The 18,548-nt window shown below is 68.8% G+C and carries 15 protein-coding genes; 5 read left to right on the top strand and 10 right to left on the bottom strand.

What is annotated here, in order from left to right:
- Positions 1-131 precede the first annotated feature (131 nt).
- The gene (locus VNJ48_RS10665; protein WP_325601873.1) at positions 132-1,214 is read left to right on the top strand and encodes an EAL domain-containing protein; all 1,083 of its coding nucleotides are present in this window, start codon (positions 132-134) and stop codon (positions 1,212-1,214) included.
- Here VNJ48_RS10665 and VNJ48_RS10660 read toward each other — a convergent pair.
- Both VNJ48_RS10660 and VNJ48_RS10655 read right to left on the bottom strand, forming a co-directional pair.
- Positions 1,187-2,011: a hypothetical protein gene (locus tag VNJ48_RS10660; protein ID WP_325601871.1), complete on the bottom strand. Its 825-nt coding sequence runs from the start codon at positions 2,009-2,011 to the stop codon at positions 1,187-1,189. The genes VNJ48_RS10665 and VNJ48_RS10660 overlap by 28 nt on opposite strands.
- A gap of 40 nt (positions 2,012-2,051) precedes the next feature.
- Positions 2,052-2,600, bottom strand: a complete 549-nt coding sequence (locus VNJ48_RS10655; RefSeq protein ID WP_325601869.1) for a hypothetical protein — start codon at positions 2,598-2,600, stop codon at positions 2,052-2,054.
- A 127-nt stretch (positions 2,601-2,727) separates the two neighbouring features.
- Between VNJ48_RS10655 and VNJ48_RS10650 the strand changes: the two genes are divergently transcribed.
- Positions 2,728-4,371 (top strand): S8 family peptidase, encoded by a 1,644-nt coding sequence (locus tag VNJ48_RS10650; RefSeq protein ID WP_325601867.1) that lies wholly within the window; start codon positions 2,728-2,730, stop codon positions 4,369-4,371.
- A gap of 95 nt (positions 4,372-4,466) precedes the next feature.
- Complete coding sequence (locus tag VNJ48_RS10645) at positions 4,467-4,937, top strand: GNAT family N-acetyltransferase (protein WP_325601865.1); 471 nt, start codon at positions 4,467-4,469, stop codon at positions 4,935-4,937.
- A 9-nt stretch (positions 4,938-4,946) separates the two neighbouring features.
- Here VNJ48_RS10645 and VNJ48_RS10640 read toward each other — a convergent pair whose 3' ends face one another.
- The 8 genes from VNJ48_RS10640 to VNJ48_RS22665 form a co-directional block, all read right to left on the bottom strand.
- The gene (locus tag VNJ48_RS10640) at positions 4,947-5,612 is read right to left on the bottom strand and encodes an ATP-binding cassette domain-containing protein (protein WP_325601864.1); all 666 of its coding nucleotides are present in this window, start codon (positions 5,610-5,612) and stop codon (positions 4,947-4,949) included.
- Positions 5,609-6,436 (bottom strand): ABC transporter ATP-binding protein, encoded by an 828-nt coding sequence (locus VNJ48_RS10635; protein ID WP_325601862.1) that lies wholly within the window; start codon positions 6,434-6,436, stop codon positions 5,609-5,611. Before VNJ48_RS10635 ends, VNJ48_RS10640 begins: the two co-directional genes overlap by 4 nt.
- Positions 6,436-9,513, bottom strand: coding sequence for an ABC transporter permease (locus tag VNJ48_RS10630; RefSeq protein ID WP_325601860.1), 3,078 nt, complete (start codon positions 9,511-9,513; stop codon positions 6,436-6,438). The genes VNJ48_RS10635 and VNJ48_RS10630 overlap by 1 nt, the downstream gene beginning before the upstream one ends.
- A 77-nt stretch (positions 9,514-9,590) precedes the next feature.
- Positions 9,591-10,505 carry a hypothetical protein gene (locus VNJ48_RS10625; protein ID WP_325601859.1) on the bottom strand — a complete coding sequence of 305 codons (915 nt, stop codon included), beginning with the start codon at positions 10,503-10,505 and terminating at the stop codon, positions 9,591-9,593.
- Positions 10,502-10,996, bottom strand: coding sequence for a sigma-70 family RNA polymerase sigma factor (locus VNJ48_RS10620; RefSeq protein WP_325601857.1), 495 nt, complete (start codon positions 10,994-10,996; stop codon positions 10,502-10,504). The genes VNJ48_RS10625 and VNJ48_RS10620 overlap by 4 nt, the downstream gene beginning before the upstream one ends.
- A gap of 98 nt (positions 10,997-11,094) precedes the next feature.
- The gene (locus VNJ48_RS10615; RefSeq protein WP_325601855.1) at positions 11,095-11,967 is read right to left on the bottom strand and encodes a dienelactone hydrolase family protein; all 873 of its coding nucleotides are present in this window, start codon (positions 11,965-11,967) and stop codon (positions 11,095-11,097) included.
- Positions 11,968-12,098: 131 nt separating this feature from the next.
- Complete coding sequence (locus VNJ48_RS10610) at positions 12,099-13,685, bottom strand: alpha/beta hydrolase (protein WP_325601854.1); 1,587 nt, start codon at positions 13,683-13,685, stop codon at positions 12,099-12,101.
- A gap of 122 nt (positions 13,686-13,807) precedes the next feature.
- The gene (locus VNJ48_RS22665; RefSeq protein WP_414689942.1) at positions 13,808-13,882 is read right to left on the bottom strand and encodes an excalibur calcium-binding domain-containing protein; all 75 of its coding nucleotides are present in this window, start codon (positions 13,880-13,882) and stop codon (positions 13,808-13,810) included.
- A gap of 366 nt (positions 13,883-14,248) precedes the next feature.
- Between VNJ48_RS22665 and VNJ48_RS10605 the strand changes: the two genes are divergently transcribed.
- Positions 14,249-17,323, top strand: a complete 3,075-nt coding sequence (locus VNJ48_RS10605; protein ID WP_325601852.1) for a DUF3427 domain-containing protein — start codon at positions 14,249-14,251, stop codon at positions 17,321-17,323.
- A gap of 127 nt (positions 17,324-17,450) precedes the next feature.
- Positions 17,451-18,548, top strand: a complete 1,098-nt coding sequence (locus tag VNJ48_RS10600) for an IS630 family transposase (protein ID WP_325601850.1) — start codon at positions 17,451-17,453, stop codon at positions 18,546-18,548.

Genomic DNA, 18,548 nt, shown 5'->3' with positions numbered 1-18,548 from the left:
TGGTCGGTTATGACTATGTCTCGCCGAATGTTGACCATAGGTGCCCACTTGTGGAGAAACTGTGGCATTCCACCCGGCACTACCGAAAGCAGGCAGCATCAGTGTCGTCGCTCGATCCACTGCCAGTCGCCATGGCCACGCCACCCGAGTCCCCCACACCCAGCCCTCGTGAACGCGCCTCGTTCGGGGAGCTGCACAAGCTGACGACGCCGGTGAGGGGGTTGGAGGCGGACCTCCACCTCGCGATGGAGCACCCTGCGGACGAGTTCGTCATGCACTACCAACCCGTGGTGGACCTGACCTCGGGCCGGGTGGTCGCGGTCGAGTCCCTGGCGCGCTGGCAGCACCCCGTCCTGGGGCTCCTGGCACCGAACCGGTTCATCACGCTCGCGGAGGACCAAGGCCTCATCGGCCCACTGGGAGACTGGGCACTCGGCCAGGCCATCCGGGACGCGTCAGTTCTGACGCGGGAGGGCCGCGAGCTCGACATGGCGATCAACTTCTCGGTGCACCAGCTCGATGACCACGTGGTCGGCAAGGTGCAGGACGCTCTCGAGGCCAACGATGTACGCCCGGAGCGCCTGACGGTCGAAGTGACGGAGTCCGCCTTCCTCAAGGACGAGGGGATCACGGCCGCGACGTACGCCGCCTTGTCGTCCCTGGGTGTCAAGTTCGCCATCGACGACTTCGGGACGAGCTTCAGCTCTCTGCTGCGCCTGCGCCTCTACCCGATCAACGCTCTCAAGATCGACCGTGCGGTGGTCGCCGGCATCGGGGCGAGCGCCGACGACGAAGCGATCTGCGACAGCATCATCAGTCTGGCTCGGGCCGTGAGCGCCTCGACCGTCGCTGAGGGCGTCGAGACAGCAGAACAGTACGGCGTCCTTCGTTCCATGGGGTGCCAGCGAGGTCAGGGCTGGCTGTGGTCACCAGCGGTCCCCATCGACCAGCTCGAGGACGCCATCGCCGCCTCCGAACGGGTCCCGGTGGCGGAGCGACAGTCGCGCCTGCCACGAGTCGCTGACGGCGTCTCGTGCGATGACGCCACTCTCATCGCCGAGATGCACGCTGCTGGTTCGTCGACCCAGGACATCGCGGCGGCGCTCAACCACACCGTGGGCCGCCATCCTTCAGGCGTCCGCTGGACCGCGGGAGCAGTCGCTCGAGGCCTGCCTGTCTCGACGGATCAGCGGGCGTCGAAGACCAGCTCGTAGCGGATGACCTGGTTCGCAACGCCCGGGTTCACGCGGATGCTGTAGGTACCAGGGCCGAGCTCCCTGGTGATCGTGAGGCACCCGTTCTGATCCGTTGTTGGCTGCTCGGAGCCGAACGGCGTCCTGATCTCTAGGAAGGCCTGCCGTGGCTGGTCGCAGGGGCTGATCATCTGCACGTTGACGACGCGGGTCTCGGGCAGGAAGAACCTGTACTCGTCGCCGTCCTGGGCGCCCCCGCTGAAGGCGAGGACGGACCCGCTGATGTGGCCGCGCAGGAACTGCACTGACACGGCATCGGGGTTGGGGTCGAGTTCCCGCAGGACGTTCGTCACCTGACAGTCCAACGCACCCGCGACGACACTGACCGGCATCTCGCCCAGAGGACAGGCAGCGTCCGGTACGAGCCCGGGGGCTCCATCGACGCCATCAGCCCCATCAGCGCCCGGCGTACCGGCCACTCCCGGTTCTCCTGCTCGTCCTGGCGCCCCAGTGACGCCCGGGACGCCCTGGGCACCCGTGTCCCCCGGCGCACCCCTCGGTCCGACTGGCCCGACAGGTCCACGCGGGCCAGTTGCGCCGATGGGGCCCCCGGATCCGGCCAGAGTGGCCCTGGCGGTTGCCGAGAGGTCACGAGTCTTCAGCGTGCCGTTCCTGACGTCGACGCTGCGGATGGTGTCGTTCTTGATCTGGGAGCTGGTGATCATGGTCCCGGCGACGGCACCACCGGTCCCAGCCAGGAGAGCAACGACGGCCATGACGGCGACGGCGGGTGCGGTGCGAGGCACAGAGGGGCGCATGGTCGAACCCTAGAGCCGTTTGCCGCCAGTTGACCCGGAATCACGCCAGGTCGGCGAGACCCGGCGAGAAGTGCCAGCCGGGGTGAAGTGCGCGCAGCGTGTCGAGGTGCTCGTCCCAGGCGGCGCCGTCGAGCACCTGCGGCGGCACGAGCGTGATCTCGCCGCCCCGGGCGACGAACCCCCACGAGAAGCCGAGCATCGGCCGCGCCTCGAGACCGTTGCCGATGTCGTCGGGGAAGCACAGGAAGCTGTGGGCCATCCAGTCCATGTCGACGCGCGGTGAGCGGGACGGGGCGTCGAAGAGCGTCGGGTTGAGACCGAGCCAGCAGTAGGGGTGCGGCAGGTGGCCCAGGAACGCGAGCGGGTCCATCTCGAAACGCTCGCCGCCGCTGTCGTTGTCGTCCGAGCGCACCAGCTGGACCCAGCCCATCAACGAGTCGTAGCCGCGGAGCGGTCGGTCAACGGTCGCGGTGCAGATGGGGTAGTCGACGGTGTCCGGCTCGCACCCGAAAAGATCCGGGTCGACGTTGCGGCGGTAGTCGACGAGCACTCGGCCAGCCACACCGTTGAGGACGAAGGGGATCTCCATGACCGGACGGTAGCGTCCCGCGAGGGTCTGGTCATGCACCGCGCGTAGTGCAAAACTGCGGGCATCCGGCTGCCTTCTCGGTGCTGCCATCGGTGGCAGAGGCATCGGTGCAGAGGAGCGTGCACACATGCAACTCGTCCACAAGATCGCGACATCACTCGCGGCAGTAGGCGCTCTCGTCCTGGCTGGGGCCCAACCGGCCCTGTCCAACAGCTCTCCGTCGTCATCCACGGCGGCAGCGACAGGTGAGAACACCACCTACATCGTCCTGTACAACCAGAAGTCCCTCCCGGCTGACCTCTCCGCCCGCGTCGGTCGAGCCGACGGCACCCTCGTGGCCGGGTACGACGCCATTGGCGTCGCCATCGCCCGGTCCACCAGCACGTCGTTCGCCACCCAGATGCGCTCAGACGGTCGCGTCTCCGGCGTCGCCGCATCGCGGGCCATTGCCTCCGTGGCGCCCTCGGGGGCGCAGATGTCGGACTCCCACGACCAGCCGTCCGAGCTGCCCAACTCCCCCGCCACTCCCGACTCGCTGGCGGCGCTGCAGTGGGACATGCGCCAGATTTCCGCACCGCAGGCGCACGCCATCACCGGCGGCAGTCCCTCCGTGGTCGTGGGCGACATCGACACCGGGCTGGACAAGGACCACCCCGACCTCCAGCAGAACATCGACTTCGCACGCAGCGCGTCGTGCGAGAGCGGTGTGCCCAACCAGGACCCGGCCGCCTGGGACGACCACCACGGTCACGGCACCCACACGGCCGGCACCATCGCCGCCGCCGACAACGGGTTCGGCATCACCGGGGTGGCACCCAACGTCAAGGTGGCCGGCATCAAGGCCTCCAACGACGACGGCTACTTCTTTTCCCACATGGTCGTCTGCGCCTTCATGTGGGCGGGCTCCCAGCAGATGGACGTGACCAACAACAGCTACTACATGGATCCCTACCTCTACAACTGCCGCAACAACGCCGATCAGCGCGTCCTGTGGAAGGCGACCCAGCGCGCTGCGCTGTACGCCCAGAACCAGGGGGTCCTGCACGTCGCGGCCCAGGGCAACGACAGCGACGACCGGGCCCACCCGACGTTCGACGACTCCAGCCCGAACTTCCCGCCGGACGCAGCGACCGAGCGGGACATCACCAACGCCTGCGTCGTCGTGCCGCTGGAGCTGCCCGGCGTGGTCGGCGTGACCTCGGTGGGCAACACCCGCCAGGTCGACGGTGACGACGACCCCAACGACTACCTCAAGGCCTACTACTCGGCGTACGGCGTCGGGGTCGCGGAGGTCACTGCTCCCGGCGGCGACTTCTTCTACGGTCGGGGCACCGAGGGTCAGCCGTTCGGCCTGATCCTCTCCACCTGGCCCAGCGATGCTCCGTGCGGGCGCTCGGTCAAGGAGGACACGGCAGCCGGCTCCACGACCTACTGCTACGCACAGGGGACCTCGATGGCTGCACCGCACGCCTCGGGGGTCGCGGCGCTGATCATCAGCCGCTACGGCGACCTCGACAACCCGCAGAACGGCAAGATGCGCCCGGGCTCGGTGGCCGCCTACCTCCAGCAGACGGCCGACTCGCAGCCGTGCCCGACCGAGCTGCCGTTGACCGGCGCCCCCGGGAGCAGCCGCGCCACGAGGCCCTACGCCACCGCTCTGCGCCCCGACGGCCAGGTGCAGGAGTGCCAGGGCGGTGCCGGCTACAACTCGTGGTACGGCAACGGGCAGATCAACGCCCTCAAGGCGGTGACGCACCGCAGCGGCCAGTGACCCTGCCGCTTGACTCATCGTGCCGGCGCACCCGCTCGTGGGTGCGCCGGCACGTGTCATCGACGGCCCATTCCTGTCCTGACAAACTGGCGCTCATGATCGAGACGGTGACCGGGGGCTCGGCTGACGGGATCGCCGACGCCGCGCAGCTCCTGCACGACTTCAACGTGGAGTACGACGAGCCCAGCCCTCCGCCGCACGAGTTGGCGGCTCGGCTGACCGAGCTGATCGACGGCGACCACGTGACGGTCCTGCTCGCCCGGGCCACCGAGACCGCGGCAGCTGTTGGCGTGGCGTTGATGAGGGTGCAACCGTCGGTCTGGAGTGCGGCGTACGAGGCCTACCTCGCGGAGCTGTACGTCGTCGCGAGCGAGCGCGGTCGGGGGTACGGCCGAGAGCTGATCACGCAGGCCATCCGGGTCGCACGTGAGCGCGGCGCCGACTACGCGTTCCTGGTGACGAGCGAGGAAGACCAGCTGGCCCAACGCCTCTACGAGGCGGCTGGCTTTCGTCGCACCGAAGGCGAGGGCGGTCCGCTGATGCTGGCCTACGAGCTCGAGCTGTAGTCCCCGCTTTCAGAGCGGGCGGACCCAGGTGGCGACGCCCTCGTCGAGGGCTAGCGTCCCGTCGGTCTCGGCGGCGGCCTCGGGGTCGTGCGTCGCGAGGACGACCGAGGCGCCGCGGGCGGTCTCCTCCCGCAGCGCCGCGATCATCAGCCCGCGGTTGCCGGCGTCGAGGTCGCTGGTCGACTCGTCGGCGAGCAGCACCGCCGGGCGGAGGGCGAAGGCCCGGGCCAGCGCCACCCGCTGCTGCTGGCCACCGGAGAGCTGGTCGATGAGGTGACGGCCGGACTCGGCCAGCCCGACCCGCATCAGCGACTCCTCGACGCGGAGCAACGCCTCGGGAGCAGGCAGTCCGAGCGCAAGCAGCGGGACGAGGATGCTCTCCTCGGCCGACAGGGTGGCGGCCAGTCCGTTGGTCTGCGGGACGAGCACGACGCCGGCGCGCGCCGCTTGCAGCCTGTCGTACAGCACGGAGTTGTCCACGCTGACCGTGCCGGACACGGAGGCCACTGCGGGGCGGATGGCTCGCGCCAGCGCCCACAGCAGCGACGACTTGCCCGCGCCGGAGGGACCGGTCACCGACAGCATCCGGCCGGCAGGCACGTGCAGGTCCAGCGGGTGTACGGCGACGAGCTCGCCGTACCGCACGCCCAGTCCGTCAGCCCGGAGCTCGCTCATGTCCGCTCCACCCTGAGCTCGTAGTGGTCGCCGACCTCGTGCAGCCGGACCAGCGTCCCGGGCGGCAGCTTGTCGCGGGCGTGGCCCGGCAGGGGCAGGAAACCGTCAGCGGTCACCACGGCATACTCCTCGCCGCTGCGTCCCTCACCGCCGATCCGCCCGTCGCGGATGGTGACCGTGCGCGGCAGCACCCGGGCGACGTCCGGGTCGTGGGTCACCAGGACGACGGTGGTGCCGTACGTGCGGTTGACCTGCTCGATCGCGGCCAGGACCTGGTCACGGGCGGCGTGGTCGAGCTGGCTGGTGGGCTCGTCGCACAGGAGCAGACCGGGTCGGGTGGACATTGCGACGGCGACCGCGACCAGCTGGAGAGCACCGGGTGTCAGGTCGCCCAGCCGGCGGTCGGCGTGGTCCGCAAGACCGAGCTCCGCGAGCACCGTCCTCGCGTCGGTGAGCTCCCGGCCGGCTCGCCGGGCCTGGTGCTGCGCGAAGAGGACGTTGTCGACGGGCGTGGTGTCCGGGAGCAGATTGCGGCCGGCGCCCTGCAGCATCAGCCCGACCTCCGTCGCGCGCAGCTGGTCGAGCTCACGCTGGGGAGCCGCGGACACCTCGGTGTCGCCGACGAAGACCTTGCCGGCGCTGGGTCGCAGGACGCCGGACAGCAGGCTCATCAGCGTCGACTTGCCCGACCCGGACGGTCCCAGCAGACCGATCATCTCCCCCGGCGCGACGTCCAGGTCGACGCCCGACAGGGCGGCGACGTCGTGCTCCTCGGCGTGATAGATGTGCACCAGACCACGGGTCCGGATCGCTTGCCCCGTCATCAGGCAGCCTCCTTCGCGCGTTCCAGGTGAGCCCGGCGGGCCACTGCGCGTCCACCCAGCGCTGCGGCTGCGGGCAGCAGGACGCAGCAGGCCGCAGCGACGGCCAGGACCGCGGTCCACGCGGTCGACGGGTCGACGACCGGGACCGTCGGCTGGCGGGCGAAGAACGGGACGTCGGGCATCGCCACCGCTGCGCCGAGCACCCCCGCGCTCACCCCGGCGACGATGCCGAGCACGACCGAGGGCAGCTGGGCCCACACCGCGACGCGCCCGGTCGTGCCGCGCGAGGCACCGTTCAGGCGAAGGACGGCGAGGTCGCGGGCGCGCTCGCGCCAGCCGGTGACGGCGAGCACGAGCAGGACCAGCAGGGCGATGAGGATCACGGCGGGTGCCAGCACGGCGCCGAGGGCGAGGCTCCAGGTCGCGACCGACTCGTCGTACCCCTGTCGGACATCCGGGAGGCGGCGTACGTCGGTGACCGGGATCCCGCGCTCCCGCAGCGACGCGGTCACGGCCGCCTCGAGCTCCGGGTCACCGTCGAGCCAGACTTCGACGTGGGCGTTGTTGGTGAACTCGGAGCCTCGGGAGATCGCGTCGAGGTCGACGATCGCCGAGCGGGTGGGCATGGTCGGGACGAGGAGGATCCGACCCTCGGACCGGGCCGCCCGCTCGGCGCCGTCCGGTCCTGACACCACCGGCTCGAGCTCGTCCTTGCGGTCGGTGGGCAGAAGGGCCGGGATCACCGGTGGCACCCAGGCAGGGGTGAGCTCGGCCGGGAAGTCCCCCCGCAGGGCCAGCAGGAGGTCCAGGACGTCGCCGGACGTCGCGGGGTTCGGGAAGATCAGGATCTGCTCGCCCTCGGTCGTGTTCCAGTCCTCCGCCGAGCCTCCCCAGGCCGTGGCGCGCCCGTCGACCTGCAGGTCGGCCAGCTCGAGGCCGCCCTCGACCTCGACCCCGAAAGAGGCCACGAACTGCACCGCTGCGAGCACGCAGCCGTCCGCACACTCCGACACCTTCCCCACGAGGGTGGCAGTCGTGCCAGGTGGCGGAAGGGTGCCGATGTAGACGCTGCGGCGATCCCCGGAGCTCGTCGTCACCACGGCCCTCAGCTCGGCGTCGGTGGTGTCGCCCAAGGCGTCTGTCGTGGTGAACTCGCTGTCGGGCGTGGCGGTCACCGAGATCCGAGTTCCCGTCAGGTCCACCGGTGGGGTGTCCGGTGGTGCGATGGCTTCCCACTGCGCGTCGGTCGGTGCCCCGCGCGGGAAGAGCGCGACGCGGCGGAAGCCCTCGGGCTCCACGGCGAGGGTGGTGCGGGAGATCATCACCGGCGTCGCCTGATGACCGGTGGGGTCCGCGGCGCTGAGCGCGGCCCGCACTCCGTCGAGGTTGCGTCCCGCCACGCTGAGCACGACCGGCGCTCCGGCATCGTGCTGGCTGGCGTTGGTGCGGTTGCGCTCGCCGACGACGAGGGCGTCGACGGCGAAGACGGCCAGGGCACTGGCCACGGTGAGGACGGCGATGACCGTGCGGGTCTCTCGCCGGCGTCCCATCTCGAGGAGGGTCACGCCGGTGGCGAGGCGGCCGCGACGCAGCAGCCGGCGCCCCCAGGCGCTCGCTGTGGGGGCGGCGAGGTGTCCGAGCAGCAGGCCCGCGAACAACGCCAGGAGGGCTGGCCCCGCCAGGGCGAGCGGCCCCTTCAGGCTGCCCGTGACGAAGGCGAGGACGCCGGTCCCCACCGCGGCGATCAGGAAGGCGTCGAGCGCACCGAGCGTCCATCGCATCGACTTCACGCGTCCACGCCGCATCAGGCTGTCCATCGGCTCGCGGGCGACGCGTACGGCGGCCGCGACCGTGGTCAGGACCACCACGACCACGGCCAGCAGGACCGCGATCGCGAACTCGGGACCGACCTCGAACGGCGCCGCCCCGGGCAGCAGCCTGCGCGCCACTGCCCCACCGAGAAGCGCCAGGACGGCGCCCGGCACCACGCCCGCGAGGAGGACGGGGATCAGCTCGATCAACAGCAGGTCGACGGCACCACGAGGCCCACGGCCGCGGAGCCGCGCGACGGCGACCTGCCCGCGGCGCTGCTCAGTGGCGGCCGCAAGCACGAGCCAAAGGACGAAGAGCGCCAGGACCGCCACCGGCGCCATCAGGAGCGGCACGGTGCGGTCACCCTGGAGAACCTGCGTCCGGACCTCGCCGGTGAGGTCGCCCAGGCCGGTGTGGACCTCGATGTCCGAACCCCGGCCCGAGGCCTCGACGCCCATCTCCTGGACCGCGGCACCCAGGGCCAACACCTCGTCGACGCCGCCCAGCGACGTACGCACCAGGGCCCCGGCTTGGGAGGACTCCCCCAGCATCGGCGGGGCGTCGACGAACGTCTCCTCGGTCGTCACCCACGCGTCGTGCGCCGCGGTTGGGTCCAGGGTTCCGAAGACGCCCGAGAGGCCGACCAGCTGCTGACCCTGCCACCACAGCTCGTCGCGGGGCGCGTAGGTGCCGACGACCTCGAGCCGCACTGGTGGGTACGTCTCGTCCGCCGCCACGCCCACCTTCAGCACGGACCCCGGCGAGAGGTCGAAGTTGTCGACGTCTGCCTCGCTGACCAGGATGTCGCCGGGCGCCTTCGGGCAGCTGCCGCTCAGCAGCGTCAGGTGCTCGCAGGCTCCTCCTCGCCAGACCAGCGGCCCGGTCGGTGGGATGTCGAAGTCGATCGGGGTGACGCTCGCCGTGCGACCGAGCACGACCGGTTCGAGCCCGTCCGTCACGGCTGCCGGGATGAACTCCTCGAGCTTGCCTGGGCTTCGCGGCTCCGTCGCGCCGCTCGAGAGCTCGTCGGACTCCGAGACGAGCACGACCGACTTCTCCGTGGCGCTCGCATTGGCGAGCAGGGTGTCGACGAGCGCGTGCTGCATGGCCCGGTCGTAGACCGGGGCGAAGGCGGTGCAGGCGGTGATGAGCGCAGAGACCGCGACCAGCGCCAGGGTCTGCCCGCGCCGGTGGCCGAGGGCCGAGCGCCACGCGAAGCGGAACGGTGACCATCGCGCTGCGCGCGGGGATCGCTTGCCCTTCATAGCCACGTCCCCTCCCCGTGCGGTGCTGTGCCGGGAGACGAGCGGTCCTCCGACGTCTCCTGACTGCGCCGTCGGTCCTAATCCCTCTTGCTGCATGTGACGTCCATGGTCGGCATCGTCCATTGAGCGCAGCCGTTTTCGCCCGGCGGTGGCTGATGCATCATCAGCGCGTAGTCAAGACCGATCGCCACGAGGTCGTCGGGCGGCACGACCAGCCGTTTGCGTGCGGTCACCAAGTCGGAGGCCTGCACGAGCTCACTGCTCAATGTCACGAACGTGTTGGACTTGACCACCTTCACATCGCGGTAGAACCACAACCGATCGACCGGTGTCGACCCGAGCTCCTCATCGGTCACCGCGATGAAGTCCTCACGCCATCCCTGCAGCCCCGATCCTCGTGCGCGCACAAGTCGCAATGCTCCGACCGTGGTGATGGCGACGTCCCCGTTCTCGACTTGGTCGACCGCGCACTCCAGGAACCGACCACCGTCCAGGCCTTCGGCACAGTGGCGGTCGACGTCCCCATCAGCAGCGCCGCGCGCGTGGCCGAGCGTGACGCTGATCTGGTGCGGAGAACCAGCGCCATAGCGGATCACCAATCCACTCGCCTTCTCCCAGTAGCGCTCCGGGAGCTGCTGGAGCTGAGCGTCGAACGCCACGAAGTCAGCTGTTCCGAGGTTCGGCACCGACTCTTCCAGGATCGGTCGCGCGTGCTCGTCCATCGTCTGGCGCATCGCGGTGACGTCGTAGGCGTCGACGGGGCGGGCTATCGCGGGGTCGACGGCGCGCTCGGGACCCGTCTCGACGGCCAGCAACTGGCTCAGCCCCGATGCGGCGGCGAGGGCGAGACCCGCGGCCCCGCCCGAGATGGCAAATCGGGTACGGCGCACGGTGCGTCGTCCGCGGCTCAGGATGGGGGCGGCGGTCTGGGTGTACGCAGGTTCGTCGGAGACGTGGTGGCGGAGCAGCGTGGCGATGTCGTGTTCGGTCATCGGGGCTCCTCGGCCAGGACCAGCGCGGAAACGTGCGTGCGGAGCGTGGCCAAGGCCTTGGCAGTCTGGCTCTTGACCGTGCCCTCCGTGACTGCCAGGGCGAGTGCCACGTCGACCACCGACAGGTCATCGAGGTAGCGCAGCGCCACGACCGCCCGCTGGCGCGGAGGCAGCATGTCGAGCGCGGCCCCCACATCGAGCTCAGGCGACTCCGGCGATCGCTGAGCACGGTCCGGCAGGTGCCCCATCGTGACCTCGCGCCGCCGTCGCAGGTGGCTGATGCACTCGTTCACCACGATCTTGCGAGCAAAGGCGTCGACGGTGTCTCGGCGCACTCGTGGCCATGCGGCGTACAGCTTGATCATCGACTGCTGGGTGAGGTCCTCCGCGGTGTGCCAGTCGCGGACGATCACGTACGCCGTCCTGCGCAGTGCCTGCCGTCGAGTCAGGTAGAACTCGGTGAACTCCGCCTCGCGTCGCTCTCTCCGCATCGGGGGCTGCTCCTCGTCGCCGGCGGGGTGTCGCCCTCCTTACGCTTCCTGAGGGTGGTCGGGTTGCCTTGAGTGCGATTCTGGAGGGCAGGCGGTTCTCAGTACGGGCAGGTGGAGCGATATTCCTGCAGCTCCGCACTCGGGGTGACGGGCGGCGGGCAGAGGAACTGCGCGTAGCGCGTGTCGTTGTCCACGAAGCGCTTGAGCCAGGCCACCGACAGCCGCGAGGTCGGCGCATTGGCGGAGTTGGTCGCGCTGTGGCCCGCCTCGTTGAGCTCGGCGTAGGCCTTTTGAAGTGTCGCCGACTCGCTCACGTAGAACGGCTCGGCGTGGCTGCCCACCGGTGCAACTGTGTCGCGCTCGGCGCCGATGATGAGCGACGGGGTCACGATCTCCGGCCACGTCTTGTCGGTGTGCCAGGGCGTGAGCGGGATGGTCGCCTGCAGCGACGGTCGCTTCTTGGCAGCGTCGAGCGAGCCGCCGCCTCCCATCGAGTGGCCCATCACGGCAAGCCGGCTGGCGTCGACGCGGGTCCTCACGCTGCTGGACGTGGTCAGGTAGTCGAGCGCGGCCAGGAGCTGCGTGCCCCGGGCAGCGGGCTGGTCGTAGCGCGAGCTGGTGTTGAAGGTGATGACCACGAAGCCGTGCGAGGCGAGCCGCGGGCCGAACCAGCTGACCGCCGACTGGGACTCGGTGTATCCGGGCGAGATCGCGACCCCGCCGTACGTCCCCTGGCTGGTGTCCGTCGGGTAGTAGATGGTCGCCGCGCCGAAGCCGGGCGTCGACGCATCGGAGACGGTGACGGACGCGTAGGCGAGTGGGCCCGTCGTCTGGAGCGCTGCTGCGGTGGGGTCCGGGCCTCGCCGATATTCGGTCTCAGCGAAGCTGGGCGCCGGCAGGGCGAGGAGGGAGGCGCTGAGCACGAGGGCTGAGAGCCCCGCCCCCAGACGTGAACGGAGGGCTGTGGACATGGTGGCTCCTGATGCAGGGTCCCCGAGGACCATGACGAGAACTACGTGTGTCCTGCACCATGCCAGTGGACCCGGCTGCTCCACAATGGGCGGTCCGCCCAATTCACACCCCCTGGTCGGCGCCCCAGCGCCTACCCCAGCGGCGTGATCCGGGGGTTGGCCTCGAAGTCGTGCCCGTCGCCGGCCAGCCCGGTCGGCGGCGCGGGGATGCGCGGGCAGCGGACGTCGGAGACGTCACCGGACTTGCGCGTGGGCAGCTTGCCCGTGGCGAGGTACTTCGCGATCTTGTTGTCGACGCAGCCGACGCCGCTCAGGCTCCCTGAGTGGGTAGTGCCCTTGACGCCCTCGATGAGCACGGCGCTGGTGAACCGGCGGCGTACCTCCCTGGCACCCTCGATCGGCGTGGCGCCGTCGAAGGTCTCGTTGATCAGCAGGACAGATCCGGCGTACGGCGCAACCTCGACCGCAGCGGGCGCGGCCGGTGCCGGCCAGGTGCGGCACGGGGCGTTGAACCAGCCGTTGCCCCAGGTGATGAAGGGGTACTGCTCGTGCTGGGCCGCGTTGTCGGCGAGGATCTGGTTGAGGTCCGTCGGCCAGGGGGCGTCGGTGCAGATCGTGGCGAGGTAGGCCGCGTAGCCGTTGTCGCCGCGGGGCTCGACCGGGTTCTGCGACACATAGAGCATGCGGGCCTGCTTGGCGGTCCCCTTGTTGGCGATCTCGGAGAGCGCAGACGCGATCTCGGGGTAGAGGAACGCGGCATAGCCCGCCCCCAGCACGACGTCGGTCAGCTCCGCGGCCCCGACCCCGTTGATCCGGTTGCGGGTCACCTTTCGCAGCACCCGGTAGTAGGTCTTCTCGACAGCCGCCGCGGTCCGGCCGAGCCGCAGGTCGCGGTTGCCTCGGGCGGCCCAGCGGTAGAAGCCCTTGATCGACTTCTCGAAGGCGACGTTCTGGTTTCGGTTGGACTCGTACCAGATGCCGCGCGGGTCGACGACGCCGTCGAGCACGAGCTTGTCCAGGCGCTCGGGGTGCAGGGTGGCGTAGACCTGAGCGATGTAGGTGCCGTAGGAGAACCCGTAGAAGCTGACCTTCTCGGCGTTGAGCGTCTCGCGCAGCACCTCGAAGTCAGCGACGATGTCGGTGGTCTTCATGTGCGGCAGCAGCCTCGCCGCGGCCGAGTCGCCGCAGTCCCGGGCGTAGTCCTCGGACTTCCCGATCCACCTGGCAAGGATCCCGCCGGTCGTCGGGTCGTACGGCGGACGCGTGCCGATCTTCAGGATCCGCTTGTCGCACGACAGGGCGGGCCTGCTGTCCCCGACGCCGCGCGGGTCCACGCCGATCCAGTCGTAGGTCTTCCCCACGTCCTTGGGCACGAACTGGCCGTATCCCGCGACGAAGGTGCCGCTGCCGCCCGGGCCGCCGGGGTTGGTGAACATCACGCCGCGGTACTTCTGCCCCTTGTGCTTCACCCGCGAGACGGCGAGCTTGATCGTGGGGCCGGTCGGGTCCGCGTGATCCAGCGGGACGGTGAGCATCCCGCACCGCGCGCCGGAGTCGATGAGGAAGTCGTCCTTGCACTTGCCCCAGTCGATAGGGGCAGCCTTGTACTGCGCCGGTGCTGACGAAGCGACGGTCGTCGGCGCCGCCGTGGCGGGCGCGACGAGCAGGGTGGCGCCCAGCGCGAAGGATGCTGCGGCGACCAGGATGCGTGTGGACATGGTTCTCCCGTGAAAGTTGTGGCGCGGTGTCGCGACGTGCGTAGCGTCGCAGGCTGGCGCCTGCTTTGCCACTCAATCGCGGACTTCTGGGTCCAAGTTGGCGTCGCCGGTGACGCGGTCCGCTACGCCTTCTCGCAGGCGACGCCATCGTTGTCGCCGTCCAAGCGACTGTTTGCGGCATCAGCGGTTCGGTACATCGCAGTGTCGCGCCGGAATGTGGTCACGGGCGTCCCGGACGTCCTGTCGCGAGCATTGGCGAGGCCCACGCCGTGCGGAAGTCGCTCGTTGACGGTGGTGCAGTTGGCCCACCTAGCGGGAGGGGCCGCAGCGTTGGCGGAGACGGCAGTGAACGCAAGGCAAGGCAGCGACAACGCGGCTGCGACGGCAAGCTTCTTCTTCATGTGTGTTTCCCCGTAGACATCAGACTCATCGCCAAGGTGGCGGCGCTTATGAGTGTGCGAGCCCGATCCGCGCGTGTCAGGTGAATGCCGACTTCGGAGCTCTAATCGTGCGATCCCCCTCTCTAGCGGACACTCGCCCCGCAAACTGGCAAGGTACGCACCGTGCGCGAAGGCTTGTACGAACACGTGGTCACGGCAGGCCTTGAGCGATCTCTCGATTCGCTCCACGGTCTCGAGTCGGAGCTCAGCAGAGTCGACGAGGCAGACCAGTCACATGTGCTGACCCGTCACATCGCTAAGGCACTTCACTCCCGCCTGGCTGCGATCAAGGACCCGGGCGCGCGCCTAGAGGCAGCCAACGCAGTGCTGGCCGCCATCGAGTCCGTTCCGGATCCGCTGAGCGACCCAGTCCGTGAACTCCACGCGTTGCGCGCCCCCCTGGGTCCTGGTCGCACGCCTCGGCTCCGGCACCGTCCGAAGACGCCACTCAACGACGTAGCGCTCCTCACCAACGCGCACGGCGAGCCGAGCTTGGCCTCCGAGCTCCGGGCCGAGATCGACTCAGCCGACTCGATCGATCTGCTCTGCGCCTTTGTGATGTGGCACGGATTGCGACTCATAGAGGGCGAGCTGGCGACCGCTCGGGAAGCGGGCATTCCGATCCGAGTCGTCACGACGACCTACATCGGCGGCACCCAGCGCGAGGCACTCGATCGATTGGTCCGCGACTTTGGCGCTGAGGTCAAGGTGCAGTACGACGCCAAGCGCACTCGCCTCCACGCCAAGGCGTGGCTCTTCGGACGCGATACCGGTTTCGACACCGCCTACGTCGGGTCCTCGAACCTCACGACCTCCGCGATGCTCGAAGGCGTTGAGTGGAACGTCCGGTTGAGCAAGGCAGCAACGCCCAGCCTGATGGACAAGTTCCGCGCGACGTTTGACGCCTACTGGAACAGCCCCGAGTTCGAGACCTACGACCCCGACCGCGATCGTGACCGGCTCGACGACGCGCTGCTCGAGGCCAAAGGCGCCAAGAGCTCCGACCGCGTGACCATCAGCCTTGTCGGCCTAGAAGTACGCGCCTGGTCGTACCAGCAAGAGATGCTCGACGCGATCGAGGTCGAGCGGGTCCTCCACGATCGCCATCGCAATCTCATCGTCGCCGCGACGGGGACTGGCAAGACGGTCATCGCTGCCCTGGACTTCCGACACCTGGTCGCAAAGGCCGGTGGCCGCGCACCCAGTCTCCTCTTTGTCGCGCACCGGCGCGAGATCCTCGAACAGTCGATGCGCACGTACCGAGAGGTTCTCGCCGACGGCGACTTCGGTGAGTTGTACGTCGGTGGACAGCGACCCGAGCGGTGGAAACACGTCTTTGCCAGCGTCCAGTCGCTGACGTCGTACGGCGTCACCAACATCCCCCGCGATGCCTATGAAGTGGTCGTCATCGACGAGTTCCACCACGCGGAGGCAAAGACCTATCGGCGGATCCTGGATCACCTGCAGCCTGCTGAGCTCTTGGGGCTAACCGCCACTCCGGAACGAGCCGACGGCACCGATGTGCGCTCCTTCTTTGACGGGCGCACCGCCGCCGAGCTCCGACTCTGGGATGCGCTGGGCGCCGATCTGCTGTGCCCCTTCCATTACTTCGGGATCGCCGACGGAACGGACCTGCGACAGGTGACGTGGACTCGCGGCCGGTACGACGAGGAACAACTCGCCGACGTCTACACGGGGAACGACGCCCGCGCCCGCGTCGTGCTCAAGCAGGTGCGCGACAAGATCGTCAACGTGCACGAGATGCGGGCCCTCGGGTTCTGCGTCAGCGTTGCCCACGCCGAGTACATGACGCGCGTCTTCAATGAGGCAGGGATCCCGGCAGCCAGTGTCACCGGAGAAACCCCGACTGCGGATCGCTCTGATGCCTTGAGGCAGTTGCGGTCCGCAGACATCAACGTGCTCTTCACCGTTGACGTCTTCAACGAGGGTCTCGACGTCCCAGATGTAGACACCGTGCTGTTTCTGCGACCCACGGAGAGCTCGACCATCTTCATGCAGCAACTAGGACGCGGGCTGAGGCGGACCGAGCGCAAGGCCGTGCTGACCGTGCTCGACTTCGTTGGCTATCACCGCAAGGAGTTCAGCTTCTCCCGGAAGTTCGGCGTCCTGACGGGCCTCAGCGGCAAGCATCTGGAGAAGGCGGTCAAGGAGGACTTCCCGTTCCTGCCGTCCGGGTGCCAGGTCCGCCTCGACAAGCAGACACAAGAGGTCGTGCTCGAGAACCTCAAGTCCCAGATCGCCAACCGTTGGGCGCAGATCGTTGAGCGGCTCCGCGCGACCAAGGACCAGTCCCTGGCAGACTTCCTGGAGTCGTCGGGACTAGAGCTCAGCGACGTCCTACGGAGAGGGAGTCACTCCTGGACGAAGCTGCGCCACGACGCTGGCCTCGAAACCCTGCCGGGCTCGGAACTGGAAGAGAAGCTCCTCAAGCGGGTCCGTGCCTTCGCGCACGTGGACGACCCCCTGCGCGCCGAGGCCTACCGGTCGCTGCTCGCCGAGTCGGCACCGACGTATGACGCGCTCTCCCCTGCCGAGCAGCGGATCGCGCGAATGCTCTACTACTCGTTCTGGTCGGACGGCGGCGGCTTCGCGACCGTCTCCGAAGGTTTCGAGGCCATGCGCAAGGAGACCGCCGCGCGTTCCGAGATCACGAGCGTCGTCGACCTCAGCTTCGAAGCAGCTCGTCACGTGCCCCTCGCGCTCTCCGGACGTTTGGAGGGCGTGCCGCTGCGTGTGCACGCCCGGTACCAGCGGGAGGAGATCCTCGCCGCTCTCGACTTCCCGCGCCTGCCCAACAGCTTCCGCGAAGGCGTCTTCTACTTCGTCGAGCACAACATCGACGCGTTCTTCGTCACGCTGAAGAAGTCCGAGGCCGACTACTCTCCGACGACGATGTACGCCGACTACCTGATCTCGCGCGACCTGTTCCACTGGGAGTCACAGTCGACGACCTCGGTCAACTCACCCACCGGCCGGCGCTACCTCGACGGGTCCTCTACCGTCCTGCTCTTCGTGCGCCAGGAGCAGAAGGACGACTTCGGCACGTCGCCGTACCTATTCCTCGGTCCCGCGACGTACGTCGCGCACACGGGCGACCGGCCGATCGCGATCACATGGAAGCTAGAGAGCCCTCTGCCGACAGACTTCTTCAACTACGCCTCTGCGGTCGCGCAGTAGGTTCAGATGTTCCCGATCTGAAGAGGGCGTACCGCCCAGAGTGATGCGCCCACTTCGCCCCTATGACGCGGCACTAGTGTCGCGTGTCGTAAATAGATGAACGCTATGGGTCTGAAATTATGGGGGCATGGCGAATCATCCTGCTCCGGCTCTGGTGTTGCGCTCTGGTGACCGCGAGGTCCTGGAGGGGTGGACGCGTTCCTCGACCGTGCGGGCGGGCGCCGCGAAGCGGGCACGGATCCTGCTGCTCGCCGCCGACGGGGTGGGGAATCGGCGGATCGCTGAGCTCGTTGGGGCGAGTCCCACGACCGTGATCGCGTGGCGCGAGCGGTACACCGAGCATGGTCTTGCGGGTCTTGCTGATCGTGATCGCCCTGGGCGCCCGCGCGAGCTGGACCATCGAGCGATCGTGGCCGAGACGTTGAAGCCGCCGCCGAAGAAGCTCGGGGTCACGCACTGGTCGACCCGGCTGCTCGCCGATCGGCTGGGGATCTCCAACACCTCGATCGCGCGGGCGTGGCGGGCCTACGGCGTCAAGCCGTGGAAGGCGGAGTCGTTCCGGTTCTCCACCGACCCCGAGCTCGTCGGGAAGGTCACCGACATCTGCGGGCTGTACCTCGCGCCACCGGAGAACGCGATCGTGCTGTGCGTGGATGAGAAGTCCCAGATCCAGGCGCTGGACCGCACGGTGCCGATCCTGCCGATGCAGGAGGGCCGGATCGAGCGCCGCTCGCATGACTACTATCGGCACGGCACCTCGACGTTGTTCGCCGCCCTGGACATCGCCACGGGTCAGGTCACTGCGGCGTTGAAGCCCCGGCATCGTCATCAGGAGTTCTTGGCGTTCCTCAAGCAGATCGAACGCACCTACCGCCACGTCCTCGACTCCGACGGCGACCCCGTCGAGCTGCATCTGGTGATGGACAACTACGCAGCTCACAAGCACACCAACGTCCGCGCCTGGCTCGAGGCGAACCCGCGGGTCAAGATCCACTTCACCCCGACCCACGCCTCGTGGATGAACCTGGTCGAGGTCTGGTTCGGCATCGTCGAGCGCCAAGCCATCCGCCGAGGAGTGTTCAAGTCCGTCAAGGACCTCAACACCAAGATCCGGGCCTTCATCGATGGGTGGAACGACCGCTCCCACCCCTTCGTCTGGACCAAGACCGCCGAGGAGATCCTCAAGAAGGCCAACCGTCCAACAACTTCAAATCCTCGGCACTAG

The organism is Nocardioides sp., assembly GCF_035576065.1.
Taxonomy (GTDB): domain Bacteria; phylum Actinomycetota; class Actinomycetes; order Propionibacteriales; family Nocardioidaceae; genus Nocardioides.
Note: the sequence above shows the minus strand (reverse complement) of the source record. Positions and strands in the feature narration are given on the sequence as shown.